At 65.0% G+C, this 14,434-nt stretch carries 11 protein-coding genes and 1 pseudogene; 3 read left to right on the forward strand and 9 right to left on the reverse strand.

Annotated features, from left to right (window positions below; all coding sequences use genetic code 11):
* From exbB to dnaA, 9 genes and pseudogenes are all read right to left on the reverse strand, one after another.
* Positions 1–444: pseudogene (gene exbB / locus RSA25_RS07335) on the reverse strand (TonB-system energizer ExbB); the annotation flags it as partial.
* An 86-nt stretch (positions 445–530) separates the two neighbouring features.
* Positions 531–1,088, reverse strand: a complete 558-nt coding sequence (locus RSA25_RS07340; protein WP_259208240.1) for an energy transducer TonB — start codon at positions 1,086–1,088, stop codon at positions 531–533.
* A gap of 257 nt (positions 1,089–1,345) precedes the next feature.
* Positions 1,346–2,542, reverse strand: coding sequence for a tetratricopeptide repeat protein (locus RSA25_RS07345; protein ID WP_332808245.1), 1,197 nt, complete (start codon positions 2,540–2,542; stop codon positions 1,346–1,348).
* Positions 2,543–2,674: 132 nt separating this feature from the next.
* Entirely contained in the window at positions 2,675–3,481 is an 807-nt protein-coding gene (locus RSA25_RS07350; protein ID WP_332808246.1) for a M48 family metallopeptidase, read from the reverse strand.
* Positions 3,482–3,553: 72 nt separating this feature from the next.
* Complete coding sequence (locus RSA25_RS07355) at positions 3,554–4,414, reverse strand: CPBP family intramembrane glutamic endopeptidase (RefSeq protein WP_332808247.1); 861 nt, start codon at positions 4,412–4,414, stop codon at positions 3,554–3,556.
* Between the two features lie 73 nt (positions 4,415–4,487).
* Complete coding sequence (gene gyrB, locus RSA25_RS07360) at positions 4,488–6,947, reverse strand: DNA topoisomerase (ATP-hydrolyzing) subunit B (protein ID WP_332808248.1); 2,460 nt, start codon at positions 6,945–6,947, stop codon at positions 4,488–4,490.
* Between the two features lie 111 nt (positions 6,948–7,058).
* Positions 7,059–8,156 (reverse strand): DNA replication/repair protein RecF, encoded by a 1,098-nt coding sequence (gene recF / locus RSA25_RS07365; protein ID WP_332808249.1) that lies wholly within the window; start codon positions 8,154–8,156, stop codon positions 7,059–7,061.
* Positions 8,157–9,048: 892 nt separating this feature from the next.
* Positions 9,049–10,149, reverse strand: coding sequence for a DNA polymerase III subunit beta (gene dnaN, locus RSA25_RS07370; protein WP_019184048.1), 1,101 nt, complete (start codon positions 10,147–10,149; stop codon positions 9,049–9,051).
* A gap of 276 nt (positions 10,150–10,425) precedes the next feature.
* Positions 10,426–11,760 (reverse strand): chromosomal replication initiator protein DnaA, encoded by a 1,335-nt coding sequence (gene dnaA, locus RSA25_RS07375; protein ID WP_332808250.1) that lies wholly within the window; start codon positions 11,758–11,760, stop codon positions 10,426–10,428.
* Between the two features lie 252 nt (positions 11,761–12,012).
* Between dnaA and rpmH the strand changes: the two genes are divergently transcribed.
* From rpmH to yidC, 3 genes are read left to right on the forward strand one after another with little or no spacing between them, the layout of a single operon-like run.
* Complete coding sequence (gene rpmH / locus RSA25_RS07380; protein WP_006404565.1) at positions 12,013–12,153, forward strand: 50S ribosomal protein L34; 141 nt, start codon at positions 12,013–12,015, stop codon at positions 12,151–12,153.
* A gap of 5 nt (positions 12,154–12,158) precedes the next feature.
* Complete coding sequence (rnpA, locus tag RSA25_RS07385) at positions 12,159–12,650, forward strand: ribonuclease P protein component (RefSeq protein ID WP_332808251.1); 492 nt, start codon at positions 12,159–12,161, stop codon at positions 12,648–12,650.
* A complete protein-coding gene (yidC, locus tag RSA25_RS07390) occupies positions 12,650–14,350 on the forward strand; it encodes a membrane protein insertase YidC (RefSeq protein ID WP_332808252.1) in 1,701 nt (566 codons plus the stop codon). Before rnpA ends, yidC begins: the two co-directional genes overlap by 1 nt.
* The last annotated feature ends 84 nt before the right edge of the window (positions 14,351–14,434 follow it).

Raw genomic sequence — 14,434 nt, forward strand, 5'->3', positions numbered from 1 at the left:
TTCGCGGGTCACGGCCTGACGCAGGGCGCGATCGACGAACTCCGAACGGCTCAGGTTTTCACCCAGGCCACCGGTGGCGCCGCCTTCGGCACGCTGGTGGTGGGCAGCTGCCTGGGCAGCGTCCAGCGCGATCTTGGAGAACGGCTCGGAAGCCGGCTGTTCTTCCATGGCGCGGATGGCGTCCTGCGCGTTCGGGGTATCCCAGAACAGGCTCACGACCTTGTCGGCAGCGCTCTTCAGGCGGGTAGCGCGGAAGATGTTGATGACGGTCCAGTACCAGGACATGGCCGACATGATGATCAGGGTCAGCAGCACGACCCAGGAGACGGCGAAGTCACCCGGCTGGGTGGTCATTTCGTGGATCAAATGCTCGAAGCCCATCTGCGAGAGGGCATTCGACGGGTTGCCCCCAGCAGCAGCGGCGATGAAGAGTTCCTGCAGCATGACGCTTACCTTTGTTGTGTGTGGTGATGAATGGTGTAGCTACATATAACCGACGAAGGCGGTGGCCGGCGGGCCACCTGCGACCATCAGTTCAGCGCAAAGTTGACCGGGACGCGAACGCGACCTGCGACCTTCTTCCCGCCCGACTCCGCAGATCGGAAGCTCCACTTGCGAGCTGCTTCCATCGCGGCGCGGTCGAGGTCACGGTTACGGCTGGACCGTTCGACCGACACATTGGTGACGTTGCCATTGGCGTCGACATCAATGATCAGGATGACTTCACCCTGGATACCTGCGCGGAATGCAGCCGGCGGGTAGCGCGGGGGGTTCATGTTCTTGGAGGAGATATCGACACTGGCCTCGATCTGGCTCGGCGGCGCGGGCGGCGACGGCGGGCTGGGCGGGGTGACGATGTCGTTCGGACGCGGTTCGGGCACGTCGATGACCGGCGCCTGCGGCGGCGGCGGAACGGGCGACGGCTTCGGCGGCGAAAGGTTCTTGACCGGCGGCGGCGGCGTTTCAGTCGGCGGCGGCGGCGGCGGCGGCGGTGGGGGCGGCGGCGGAGCGTCGACCAGGGTCACCATGATGTTGCGTTCCTTCTCCGCAGCGGCCTTGGGAGCCACAGCCGGAATCAGAAGCATCATGAAGGCGGCGAGATGCAGTGCGATTACAAAAGCGATACCCACGATACGCGGCCAGCTGAAGCCGGTGTCATCGCGTTGTTCGTACCTGTGAACGACTAGTTGTTCCGTCATGCGCCAAGAGCTCATTAGTGGGGCCGGGATACCCGGGGACAGGTAGCCCATGATCAGCGGTGCATGACACCGCAGGAACCTCCAAGCTTATACCAATCCTGAGCGCCTGCGCATCACTGTGGCAGGCGTTCAGGCGTTATTCCTACTTACTTCAGGTTGATGATTTTGTCAGCATCCTTGGGATTCTTCACGCCCTTGGCTTTCGCCTGGCGTGCCGCTTCCTTGGCCTGCGGGACACGCCCTTCCTGATACAGCACCTTGGCCAGATTCAGGTAGGTTTCACCGTCCTTGGAAAGCGGGGCGGCGTTCTGCCACGCTTCGATCGCCTTGTCCGTCTGCTGGGGGTCGGAGTAGTAGTACGCCTGGGCCTGGGCCAGGTACACCTGGTAGTCCGGCTTCAGGATGCCCTTCTGCAACCCTTCATTGATAACGGCAATAACTTCCTTTTCTTTGCCTTCGGTGTTGGCATAGATCGAATACAGCTGCTTGTATTCACGTTCGTCGGTCAGCTTGCCGGCGGTGTACAGCTTGCCCATGACCTCACCGGCCTTGTCCATCTGGTCAGCCTGCATGTACATGCTGGCCAGGTTGAGCTGGGCCTTCTTGTCGTTGGGGTTCTTGGCGGCCAGCGCCTCGGCCTGCTTCACTGCTTCACCGGTCTGGCCGGCTTCGGCCATGGCGGCCATCAGCAGCTGGTTCCAGTTGTCCTTCGGCTCGGCGGCGCCGGCGATGGCCTGCTGCAGCACCGGGATGGCCTCGGGGTAGCGCTCGGCCTGGTACAGCGCCTGGCCCTTGATGATCAGTTCTTCCGGCTTGGCCGACTTGCTCTCGGCGAAGTACTTGTCGAGCGTGGCCAGGCCGGCGTCGGTCTCGTTGTCCTGCAGCTGCAGCTGGGCCAGCATCAGCATGGACTGGAAGTAGCCGTTGTTTTCCAGGCTGTTGAGCTGGAGCACCTGCTGCAGGTACTTCTTGGCCGCGGCCGAGTCGTCCAGGTTGTAGGCGGCCTGCGAGGCCAGCTGCGCGGCCAGGGACTTGTCGTAGTCGTTGGCGGCGCTGTTGGCCAGGATCTCGTCGGCCAGGGTCCGGGTCTCCGGGAACTTCTGGTCGTTGTAGGTGTCAATCAGCTTCTGCAGCTTGCTGCCAAGCTTGGCCGACGCCTTGGCGTTCGGTTCCTGGCGGGTGGCGTTCGGGAACAGCACCTCGGCCTTGGCCTGCTTGCCGCCACGGTTGCCGCGTTCGGACGACCGCGAGGACTGGGCGAAGGCATCGGTGACCACGGCGCCACCGAGGGCGGTCGCGATGAGGACGGAAAGCACGGCTTGCTTGTGATTGCTGAAAATCATCTTTCACCTCGATCGAACCGCCGCAGCGGCATCAAAACGGACTGTCAGAAAAATCTGAGCCGCCAAACGTATCAGAAACTGATGGCGTGAGAAATCGTTTCCGATGCTGCAATACAGCATCCTTTGGTCGTATCAGCCGCACTTCGGCCGTCGTCCGGCCGCCTGCGCCTGCTGGTACACCCCGGCCAGGGCCGGGGCATCGCGCTGCAGTTCGCGGATGCGGTTGGCCGGGTCGGGGTGGGTGGACAGCCATTGCGGCGAACGGGCGCCACTGGCGGCCATCATGTTCTGCCACAGGTTGACGGCTTGGCCCGGGTCGAACCCCGCCTCGGCCATCAGCCGCTGGCCGACCACGTCGGCCTCGTTTTCCTGGGTCCGCGAACCCGGCAGCAGGAAGGCCGCCTGCGCCGCACCGCCGCCGAACTGGTTGACGGTATTGGCTGCGCCTTCACCACCGGCGGCGCCCGCCAGGATGCCCAGCACGGCCAGGCCGGTCTGCGCGCCCATCTGGCGTGTCAGCCGTTCCTCGTGGTGGCGCGAGATGACATGGCCGATCTCGTGGCCGATCACGGCCGCCAGCTGGTCCTGGTTCCTGGCCACGGTGAAGATGCCGGTGTTGACCCCGACCTTGCCGCCGGGCAGGGCGAATGCGTTGGGCTCGGGGTCGACGAAGACGGCGGTTTCCCACCGTACGCCACGGTACTGTGGCGGCAGCTGCGCGACCAGTGCATTGACCACGCACTGCACATAGCCGTTCTGGCGACCGTCGCTGCTGACCTTTTCCTTCTGCTTGGTCTCGTTGAAGGCCTGAGCGCCAAGCTGGTCCAGTTCGGCCTGGGACACGCCGCCCACCATCTGCCGACGCCCGGTGGGCGAGGTAGTGGTGGCGCAGGCGCTGACCAACAGCGCGAGTGCGACGCCGAACAGTACTGGTTTCATGGCAGGTCCCCCGTGTTCATGTGCGCAGTGTGTAACGCCCGGACGTAAATTTTCGTCAAGTCCGGTCAGCGATCAGTGAATGCCCAGGAACATCAGCGCGCCGAGCGCGATGGCGTTGTTCAGCGCGTGGGCGGCGATCGGGGCCCACAGGGTGCCCGTGCGCTGGTACAGCCAGGCAAAGGCGGCGCCCATGCCGCCGTAGACCAGCCACAGCTGCGTGATTTCCCACGGCCCGTTGCCGCTGCCGGCACCGGGGACTTCGTGGATCAGGGCAAATGCCACGCTGCTCAGCACCAGGCCCAACCAGGGCCGGCCGGCCTTCCACAGACGCCCGAACAGCACGCGCCGGAACAGCAGTTCCTCGTAGGCGGGCGCGAGCAGGATCGCGAAGATGGCCAGGAAGGCGGGGAACTGCACCAGCGCCTCTTCCATCAACCGCAGGTTGGTGGGGACCGGTTCGATGCCGGCCTGCTTGCTGAGGAAAGCGATGAGGTTGCTGCCGATCACCACGCCGGTGGCCACCAGCAACGTCCAGCCCCAGGTGGCGGGGCGCTGCACGGCCTGCAACGAGGCGCGGCGTTCGCCGGCATCGGCGCGGCGACGCAGGACATAGACCAGCAAGGCGGCGCCACCGGTGGCGAACAGCGCCATCAGGATCTGCGCCAGCGGTCCGGGTTGGCCGAGTTGCTGGGCCAGTGCGTTGGTGTCCAGCGGGGTGCCCTGGCCGGCGGCTTCCGCGCCGACGACGGCGCCGCGATACAGGCCCCATGCCAGGCCACTGAGCATGCTCAGCGCCAGCAGCGTAGCCACGGCGATGACCAGGTCGAGGAAGAATCCAGCCACCGGCCGACCGGGCTTGCCGCCGGCGGAGGGGAGGGTGGGGGGCGAGGTGACAACGGGCGGCGTGTCGGACGCCGGTGACGTAGCGGACATCGGATTCCTGGCATCGAAAGACGAGGACCGGCACGGTTGCAGGGCGCAACCGGCCGGCCGTGTCCCGATTGTGTCAGATATCCAGGTTGGCGACCTTCAGCGCGTTGTCTTCGATGAAGTCGCGACGCGGTTCGACCACATCACCCATCAGGGTGCTGAAGATCTGATCAGCGGCCACCGCATCTTCGATGCGCACCTGCAGCAGGCGACGGGTGTCCGGGTTGACCGTGGTGTCCCACAGCTGTTCCGGGTTCATTTCGCCCAGGCCCTTGAAGCGCTGGATCTGCCGCCCCTTCTTGGCCTCGTCCAGCAGCCAGTTGCGCGCCTCGGCGAAGCTGTCGATCTCGGCCGACTTGGCGCCGCGGCTGATCTTGGCACCGGCGCGGACCAGGCCATGCAGCAGCAGCGAGGACTGGTGCAGCGCCCGCAGTTCGCCGGTTTCGAAGGCGGCCAGCGGCAGGACCTGGATCAGCTGTTCGCCCATGTGGCGACGGGTGACCAGCACGGCGGCGGGGCGTTCGTCGGTGGGCTCCTGCAGTTCCAGGCTGAAGCGCGGTGCACCCAGGCTGCCGCGATTGAGGCGGGTGGCCAGTGCGGCCAGGCCTTCGTCGGCGCCGGCCTTGCGCAGGTGCTCCAGGTCCATCGGGGTGAAGTCGATCAGCGCTTCGAGCACCTGCCGATCGTAGCGGTGCGCGTTGCGGCTGATGGCTTCCTGCGCCGAGGCGAAGGTGAGCAGCAGCTTTTCCAGCGCCACGCCTTCGATGCCCCGCTCGCCATCGGCCGGAATCAGCGAGGCGTTTTCGACCGCGCTGCTGGCCAGGTACGCATCCAGCGCCGGGTCGTCCTTGAGGTACAGCTCCTGCTTGCCCTGCTTGATCTTGTAAAGCGGCGGCAGGCCGATATACACATGGCCACGCTCGATCAGCTCCGGCATCTGCCGGTAGAAGAAGGTCAACAACAGCGTCCGGATGTGCGCGCCGTCGACGTCGGCGTCGGTCATGATGATGATGCGGTGGTAGCGCAGCTTGTCCGGGTTGTACTCGTCGCGGCCGATGCCGGTGCCCAGCGCGGTGATCAGCGTGCCGACCTGGTCGGAGGCGAGCATGCGGTCGAAGCGGGCGCGTTCCACGTTGAGGATCTTGCCGCGCAGCGGCAGCACCGCCTGGTTCTTGCGGTTGCGGCCCTGCTTGGCCGAGCCACCTGCCGAGTCACCCTCGACGATGAACAGCTCGGACAACGCCGGATCCTTTTCCTGGCAGTCGGCCAGCTTGCCGGGCAGGCCGGCGATGTCCAGCGCGCCCTTGCGGCGGGTCAGGTCGCGGGCCTTGCGGGCCGCTTCGCGGGCGCGCGCGGCGTCCACGATCTTGCCGGCGATCGCCTTGGCTTCGTTCGGGTTTTCCTGCAGGAACTCTTCCAGGCGCTGGCCGAACGCGCTTTCCACGGCCGGGCGCACGTCCGAGCTGACCAGCTTTTCCTTGGTCTGGCTGGAGAAGCTGGGATCGGGCACCTTCACCGACAGCACCGCGATCATGCCTTCGCGCATGTCATCGCCGGTCAGGTTGATCTTGGCCTGCTTGGCGATGCCGTTCTGCTCGATGTAGTTGTTGAGCACACGGGTGAGCGCGCCGCGGAAGCCGGCAAGGTGGGTACCGCCGTCCTTCTGCGGGATGTTGTTGGTGAAGCAGTACATCGTTTCCTGGTAGGAATCGGTCCACTGCAGCGCCACTTCCACGGTGATGCCGTTGGACTCGCCGGTGACCGAGATCACGTTGGGGTGCAACGGGGTCTTCAGCTGGGCCAGGTGCTCCACGAAGCTGCGGATGCCGCCTTCGTAATGGAAGTCGTCGCGACGGCCGTCGCCGCGCTCGTCCACCAGCACGATCTTGACGCCCGAATTGAGGAAGGACAGCTCGCGCAGGCGACGGGCCAGGATCTCGTAGTGGAACTCCACGTTGTCGTGGAACGCCTTCACCGACGGCCAGAAGCGCAGGGTGGTGCCACGCTTGGTGCTGGCTTCCACCTGGCGCAGCGGGTTGAGCGCGGCACCGTCGGCGTATTCCTGCTGGTAGTGGAAGCCACTCTGGAAGATATCCAGCACCAGCTTCTGCGACAGCGCGTTGACCACGCTGACGCCCACGCCGTGCAGGCCGCCGGACACCTTGTAGCTGTTGTCGTCGAACTTGCCGCCGGCATGCAGGACGGTCATCACCACTTCGGCAGCGGAGACCTCGCGGTCGAGCTTCTTGCTCATCTGCTCGTGCTTGCCGGTCGGGATACCGCGCCCGTTGTCCGACACCGACACCGAGCCATCGGCGTGGATGGTGACGGCCACATGGTCGGCATGGCCGGCCAGGGCCTCATCGATGGAGTTGTCGACGACCTCGAACACCATGTGATGCAGACCGGTGCCGTCATGGACGTCACCGATGTACATACCAGGACGCTTGCGAACCGCCTCCAGGCCTTCCAGGGCGGTGATGCTGTTGGCGTCGTAGTTGCCGCTATTTGCCGGGGTGTTCTGTTCTTCAGTCATTGCGCTTGCCATAGGCTCCGCAGGTCGGGCCACCGCGATGAGGCGGGGCGCCGAGGGATAAGGGGTTGCAACAGCAATTATACCAGCCGGGCGCGGTGGCCCCTGGAGCCACTATGGCACAGGCAGCACCTGTCCATGTTCCACGTGGAACCGGCTGATGTCGGCCACGCCGTCGAGTGCCGCCGGGGTTTCGGTGGCGGTGATGAAGATCTGCGCCGGACCGGCCTTGAGACGGTCCAGCACGCGCGCCTGGTGGTTGCGATCCAGCTCCGAGGCCAGGTCATCCAGCGCGATGACCGGCCACTCGCCGCGCTGCTCGGCATAGTCCTCGGCCTGCGCCAGCAGGCAGGTCAGGGCGGTGAGCTTGGCCTGGCCACGCGAGAGGGCGTCGCGGCCGGGAATGCTGGCGAAGCCAACGCTCCAATCGGCCCGATGCGGACCCACCGAGGTGTAGCCGGCCAAGCGGTCGCGCTCGCGGGCCAGCAGCAGTGCATCGGACAGTGAAACGTCCTGCTTGCGCCAGCCGGGGGCGAGGGTGAGCGACTGGATCCCCAGATTGGGGGCCAGTGCCTCGGCCAGCGCGACGGTCCGGGCCTGCAGCCGCTCCAGGTAGTGCTGCCGCCGCGTGGTCAACGGCTCGCCGGCCTCGGCCAGCTCCCGATCCCATGCATCGAGCGCCTGCGGGTGCCCGCCTTGCTTGAGCAGGGCGTTGCGCTGTTTGAGCGCGCGGGAATAGCGCCGCCACAGCGCAAGGAAGTCAGGTTCCACGTGGAACAAGCCCCAATCCAGGAAGCGGCGGCGGGGTTCACCGCCGCCACTGACCAGCGCGTGGCTGCCGGGCTCGAAGGTGACCACCGCAAGCGCGGCGCACAGGTTGCCCAGCTGCGCGACGTCTTCCCCGTCCAGCCGCCCCTTCCAATCCTGGCCGCTGTGCCGAAGCCCCGCCTTGCGCCGCACCGCATGATCCGAGCCTTGCCGTTGCTCGTCCCACTCGACGAACACCTCCAGCGCTTCGCGGCCCTGCCGCACCAAGCCGTCGCGCACCCGACCGCGGAAGCTGCGGCCATAGGCCATCACGTGCAATGCCTCGAGCACGCTGGTCTTGCCGGCGCCATTCTCACCGGTGATCAGGTTGATGCCCGGCTGGGGCGCGAGTTCCACGCTGTCGAAGCGGCGGACCTGGTGCAGGGACAAGCGGCGGATGTGCATGCGATCAGTCACCGCCGCGCGAGGCAGCAGTCGGGGTGGGGGAATCGATCAGCTTACTGCATCGGGCCTGTTCCACGTGGCCAGGGTGCTGAAGGCGGCAATACGCCGGGCGTGTGGGCGAAACCACGCGCTGGAACACCCGCGAATTTCTTGAAATCTGCGCGCTGGGCAGGGCGGGAGCCGTGCAGATTTCAAGGAATTCGAGGGTTTTTCGGGCACGCCGTAAGGCGCTCCGGGCAAACCTTGCGGCTCACGGCGCGCCGGCTGCCGGACTGATGCGAGTCCCCGCCAGCACCGGGTCTGACGTCGGCTTGCCGTTGTCCACAGGGGCCATGTATGACGTATGCACAACACCTGTAGGGCCTGTGGATAAAAACGGCCCTTTTCCGAGGCGTGAAAGATATCCACAGGCTCACCCCCAGCCCCAAGGCCTGTTTTACAGGGGGTTTCAGGGGTTTAAATTCCTTTGTATTCAACAACATAAGGTACTTTTCAACCAAATCTGGCCCTACCACCACCACCTAGCTTTAGATTTATATACAGTTTTTAAAGCATAGAGCTGTGAATCAGACGCCGACTCAGGCGCCCGAGATCGGGCCTTGGAGCAAACCATCGCTGGATGCAGATGCAGCCTGTTGGCACAACGGGCGCACGCATTTCCCGCAGGACACATTCCCAGCACGTGAGCCGCAGTTCGCCTGGCAGAGCTGAAGTGCAGGGCAGGGCCGAAGTGCGGATCACGGCGAAGTCTCCGTTGCTGGAAACGAGCACGCGGACAGCAGCGCTGAATCAATGCTCCACGTGGAACCAAACACCCGCGCAAAAGAAAACCCGACACAGGGTCGGGTTCTCTTTACATCACTGCGGTTCCACGTGGAACCAACCGGATCAGTCAGAGGCGCAGCGGCATCACCACGTGACGCGACTTCTCGCTGCTGGCCTCACGAACCAGGGCCGACGAGTTGGAATCGCGCAGCTGGATGACCACATGCTCATCGCGCAACGCCGACAGCGCGTCCAGCAGGTAGTTCACGTTGAAGCCGATGGCCAGATCGCTGACCGTGGTGTCGGCCTCGATCTCTTCCTGGGCTTCTTCCTGCTCCGGGTTGTGCGCGCTGATCTTGAGGTTGCCCGGCGAGACTTCCACGCGGATGCCGCGGTACTTCTCATTGGACAGGATGGCGGCACGCTGCAGGGACGCACGCAGGGCTTCGCGATCCACCTTCACTTCGCGATCGGCGCCGATCGGGATCACCGCTTCGTAATCGGGGAAGCGGCCGTCGATGAGCTTGGAGGTGAAGGTCACATCGTCGCGCTTGACCCGCACGTGGCTGCGGCCGACTTCCAGCTCGATCTCGCGATCGCCGCTCTCCAGCAGGCGCTGCAGCTCGGTCACGCCCTTGCGCGGCACGATGATCTGACGCTTGGCGCCGCTGGCTTTTTCCAGCTCGGTCTCGCACAGCGCCAGGCGGTGGCCGTCGGTGGCGACGGTGCGCAGGGCATCGCCGCGCAGGTCGAACAGCAGGCCGTTGAGGTAGTAGCGCACGTCCTGCTGGGCCATCGCGAACGCGGTGCGCTCGATCAGTTCCTTCAGGGTGGCCTCGCCGATGGCCACGCGCTCGGTGGCTTCCACCTCGTCCACCGACGGGAAGTCGTTGGCGGGCAGGGTGGCCAGGGTGAAGCGGCTGCGGCCGGCCTGCACGGTGATCTTGTCACCGGTCTGGGAGACCGTGATCCGGCTGCCATCGGGCAGGGCGCGGATGATCTCGAACAGCTTGCGGGCGGGGATGGTGGTCTCGCCGTCCTGGGCATCTTCCACCGCGATCCGCGACACCATTTCCACTTCCAGGTCCGTACCGGTCAGCGAAAGCTGCCCGTTCTGCACCTGGACCAGGAAATTAGCCAGAACCGGCAGGGTCTGGCGGCGTTCGACCACGTTGACGACTTGTGCCAACGGCTTGAGAAAGGCTTCGCGCTGCAGTGTGAAACGCATGTGGTTCCGTGCCCCTATGCTTTAAAAAAATGTGGAATAAATCAAAAGCTTGGTGGTGCTGGTAGCGGCAGAATCGCTGGAAAACAAAGCTAAGTCTTTGTAAACAAACAGGTTTCAGACCGCGAAACCCTCTGTATTACTGGCCCCCAAGGGGTAGGGAAAGCTGTGGATAAATCTGCCGCCAAATCAACCGGCGTTCTTATCCACACACTGTCCCCTGCTTGCTACCGGATTCTGCACCGTTTTATGCGATGACGCCTCTGCGGCGTGCGTGCATCATTCGCTCAACTTCCGGATCAGCTTGTCCCAGTCTTCCCGCAACTTGCCGTCCGCTTCCATCAACGTCCGGATCTGCCGACAGGCGTGCAGCACCGTCGTGTGGTCCCGGCCGGCAAAGGCATCGCCGATTTCAGGCAGGCTGTGCTCGGTCAGTTCCTTGGTCAGGGCCATGGCGACCTGGCGCGGACGGGCCAACGAACGGGTCCGGCGCTTGGACAGCAGATCCTTGATCTGCAGCCCGTAGTAGTCGGCCACGGTCTTCTGGATGTTGGGAATGCTGATCGCCTGCTGCTGGGCGCGCAGCAGGTCGCGCAGGGTTTCCTGCGCAAAATCGGTGGTGATCGCACGGCCCGTGAAGTTGGCGCGTGCGGCCAGGGTATTCAGCGCGCCCTCGAGGTCGCGCACATTGGAGCGCATCTTCTTGGCAATCAGGAACGCCACATCGTCGGGAATCTCGGTGCCACGCTCGCGGGCCTTGGCCAGCACGATCGCCGCGCGGGTCTCGAAGTCCGGCGGCTCGATGGCCACCGACAGGCCCCAGGCCAGGCGCGACTTCAGCCGTGCTTCCAGCCCTTCCACCTCGCGCGGATAGCGGTCGCAGGTCAGGATGATCTGCTGCTTGCCATCGAACAGGGCATTGAAGGTATGGAAAAACTCTTCCTGGGTGCGGTCCTTGCCGGCGAAGAACTGGATGTCATCGATCAGCAGCGCGTCCACCTGCTGGAACTGGCGCTTGAACTGGTCCATGGTTTTTTCCTGCAGCGCCCGGATCATCGCGCTGAAGAACTGTTCCGACCGCAGGTACAGCACCTTGGCCGCCGGATTGGCCTGGCGCATGGCATTGCCGGCAGCGAACATCAGGTGGGTCTTGCCCAGGCCGGTGCCGCCGTACAGCAGCAACGGGTTGTGCGCCCGGTCGCCCGGTTTCTGCGCCGCCTGGAACGCCGCGGCCAGGCCCAGCTGGTTGCTGCGGCCTTCCACGAAGTTGGCGAAGGTGTAGTGCGAATCCAGGTTGCCGGCGAACGGCACCAGCGGCTCGGCCGGCACGACCGGCGCGGAAACGCCCGGATTCGGCGCGATCTGCGCCTCCACGGCCCGCGGACGCGAGCCGATTTCAAGAAAAACGTCGCCGAAACCGGCGAAGTGCGCCAGCAGTTCCTTGATGCGCGGCAGGTACAGCTCGCGCACCTGGTCGACGATGAAGGCGTTCGGCGCATAAAGCACCAGGCTGTCCACGCGCAGATCGGCCTGCAGCGGCTTCAACCAGGTGTGAACATCCTCGGGCGGGAACTCCGCTTCAAGGCGTTCGAGACAACGGGACCAGGCATCCATCGGCAATAATCGTCTGGGGCCGGTGCATAGGCGTGAAAAACCGCCGCAGCGCAGGCCGGAAGGGGGAAGAATGGATGGCGCAGACTACCACCGACGAGGGGGGCCGGGAATGGTTGTCCCGAAGTTATTCACAAAATGATCCACAGCTATTGCACAGCCCGATGAAATCCCGTAGAGCACAGCGCTTGACTTTGCGCTAATGCGCTCTATACAATTTCCGGCTCTTTCCGTCCCCTTCATATAGAGGCCCGCATGGCCACCAAGCGCACTTTCCAACCCAGCAACCTCAAGCGTAAGCGCGACCATGGCTTCCGTGCCCGTATGAAGACCGCTGACGGCCGCAAGATCCTGTCGCGTCGCCGCGCCAAGGGCCGTAAAGTCCTGAGCGCTTGATTGCGATGCCGCTTCCTGCGGCAGACGCAATCCTGACTGTGAGCAGTTCCGACCCGCGCAAGCGATTTCCTCGCTCTGCGCGGGTTCGTACGCGTGCCGAATATACAACGGTCTTCAACGGCGCCCGCCGTGTGTCCGATCCGCTGATGACCCTGCACTGGCTGAAGAGCGATACGCCAGCCAGGCTCGGTCTTGCGGTGTCGCGCAAAGTCGATCCCCGCGCGGTGGGTCGCAACCGGGTCAAGCGTGTGCTGCGCGATGCCACACGTCACCTACGGCCGTGGATGAGCGCCGGCGATTTTGTCATTGTCGCCCGCAGCGCCGCCCGTACCGCCAGCAATTCCGAGATCCGCCAGGCCTTCGAGCGCCTGCTGCGCCGCCTGGGCGCATTGCCCATGCCGGGCGCGGACGGCACAATGCCGCCGCCCCTGGGCGTTGAATCCCTTTCCCAGTCCGAGCCGGCATCCCCTGCTGGCCACGTCGAGCCTGCACGCTGATGAACCAGACCCGCGTTTTCCTGATTTTTGCCTGGCTGATGGTGGCCGTGTTGCTGTGGATGGAGTGGGGCCGCGAGAAAGCCGCGCCGGCCACCCCCACCGTGGCGGCCCAGACCCGGGCGACCGTGCCGGGTGCGGCCGGTGCGATCCCGGGCGCCACGGTGCCGCAGGCGCCGGGCAGCGCGCCGGCCACCGCCGCGGCCACGCCGGCCCAGGCCGGTGCCGCCCGCGTCACCGTCACCACCGACGTCCTGCGCCTGGTGCTCGATGGCGGCACGGTGCTGGACGCCGAGCTGCTGCAGTTCCCGCAGACCAAGGAAGACGGCAGCGCGCCGGTGCGCCTGCTGACCGAGGAGGCCACCCACCCGTATCGCGCGGTGAGCGGCTGGACCAGCCAGGACAAGAGCATGCCGGTGCCGGAAGCCAACGGCTTCACGCTGGTCGGTGACAGCCGTGAGTTCGTGCTGGGCAAGGGCCAGAAGGAACTGCAGATCCCGTTCGTGTGGAACGGCCCCAACGGGGTCAGCATCCGCCGCACCTACACGCTGGGTCGCAACGAGTATGCGATCAAGGTCAAGGACGAGGTCATCAACGGCAGCACCGCGCCGTGGAGCGGCTACGTGTTCCGCACCCTGGACCGCACCCCGACCATCCTGTCGCGCAGCATGACCAACCCGGACTCGTTCAGCTTCAACGGCGCGACCTGGTTCAGCCCGCAGGACGGCTATGAGCGCCGCGCGTTCAAGGATTACCTGGACGACGGCAACCTCAACCGCACCATCACCGGCGGCTGGCTGGCGATGCTGCAGCACCATTTCTTCACCGCGTGGATTCCGCAGGCCGACCAGGCTGCCAACTACGCGCTGTCCCAGCATGACGGCCGCGACCAGATCCAGGCGACAGGCCCGGCCTTCACCGTCGCCCCCGGCCAGCAGGCCAGCACCGAAGCCCGCCTCTGGGTGGGCCCGAAGCTGGTCAACCTGATCGCCAAGGAAGACGTGAAGGGCCTGGACCGCGTGGTCGATTACAGCCGCTTCTCGCTGATGGCGGTGATCGGCCAGGGCCTGTTCTGGGTGTTGAACCAGGTCCACAAGGTGGTCAACAACTGGGGCTGGGCGATCGTGGGCCTGGTGGTGCTGCTGAAGCTGGTGCTGTATCCGCTCTCGGCGGTGCAGTACAAGAGTGGCGCCAAGATGCGTCGCTTCCAGCCGCGCATCGCGCAGTTGAAGGAACGCTATGGCGATGACCGCCAGAAGTTCCAGACCGCGATGATGGAGCTGTACAAGAAGGAAAAGATCAACCCGATGGGCGGCTGCCTGCCGATCCTGATCCAGATGCCGATCTTCTTCGCGCTGTACTGGGTGCTGGTGGAGTCGGTGGAACTGCGCCAGGCGCCGTGGCTGGGCTGGATCCAGGACCTGACCGCGCGTGACCCGTACTTCATCCTGCCGGTGATCAACGTGGCGGTGATGTGGGCCACGCAGAAGCTGACCCCGGCCCCGGGCATGGACCCGATGCAGGCCAAGATGATGCAGATGATGCCGCTGGTGTTCGGCGTCATGATGGCCTTCATGCCGTCCGGCCTGGTGCTGTACTGGGTGGTCAACGGTGGCCTGGGCCTGCTGCAGCAGTGGTGGATGACCAAGCGCCACGGCAGCGACCCGGTGCCGGCGACCACTGCCCCCATCAAGAAGAAGTAAGCGCCGACCACCGGTCAGGCGCTTCTGAAAAACCCGCCATCCGGCGGGTTTTTCTTTGGCGGCGATACAATCCCCGCCACCGTT

It is taken from the genome of Stenotrophomonas sp. (genome assembly GCF_036662295.1).
Lineage (GTDB): Bacteria > Pseudomonadota > Gammaproteobacteria > Xanthomonadales > Xanthomonadaceae > Stenotrophomonas.

Excerpts from the sequence above, each read along its gene's own strand:
- RSA25_RS07340 (WP_259208240.1), bottom strand. The coding sequence starts at position 1,088 with ATGATGCTTCTGATTCCGGCTGTGGCTCCCAAGGCCGCTGCGGAGAAG.
- RSA25_RS07345 (WP_332808245.1), bottom strand. The coding sequence starts at position 2,542 with ATGATTTTCAGCAATCACAAGCAAGCCGTGCTTTCCGTCCTCATCGCG.
- RSA25_RS07350 (WP_332808246.1), bottom strand. The coding sequence starts at position 3,481 with ATGAAACCAGTACTGTTCGGCGTCGCACTCGCGCTGTTGGTCAGCGCC.
- RSA25_RS07355 (WP_332808247.1), bottom strand. The coding sequence starts at position 4,414 with ATGTCCGCTACGTCACCGGCGTCCGACACGCCGCCCGTTGTCACCTCG.
- gyrB (WP_332808248.1), bottom strand. The coding sequence starts at position 6,947 with ATGACTGAAGAACAGAACACCCCGGCAAATAGCGGCAACTACGACGCC.
- recF (WP_332808249.1), bottom strand. The coding sequence starts at position 8,156 with ATGCACATCCGCCGCTTGTCCCTGCACCAGGTCCGCCGCTTCGACAGC.
- dnaN (WP_019184048.1), bottom strand. The coding sequence starts at position 10,149 with ATGCGTTTCACACTGCAGCGCGAAGCCTTTCTCAAGCCGTTGGCACAA.
- dnaA (WP_332808250.1), bottom strand. The coding sequence starts at position 11,760 with ATGGATGCCTGGTCCCGTTGTCTCGAACGCCTTGAAGCGGAGTTCCCG.
- rpmH (WP_006404565.1), top strand. The coding sequence starts at position 12,013 with ATGGCCACCAAGCGCACTTTCCAACCCAGCAACCTCAAGCGTAAGCGC.
- rnpA (WP_332808251.1), top strand. The coding sequence starts at position 12,159 with ATGCCGCTTCCTGCGGCAGACGCAATCCTGACTGTGAGCAGTTCCGAC.
- yidC (WP_332808252.1), top strand. The coding sequence starts at position 12,650 with ATGAACCAGACCCGCGTTTTCCTGATTTTTGCCTGGCTGATGGTGGCC.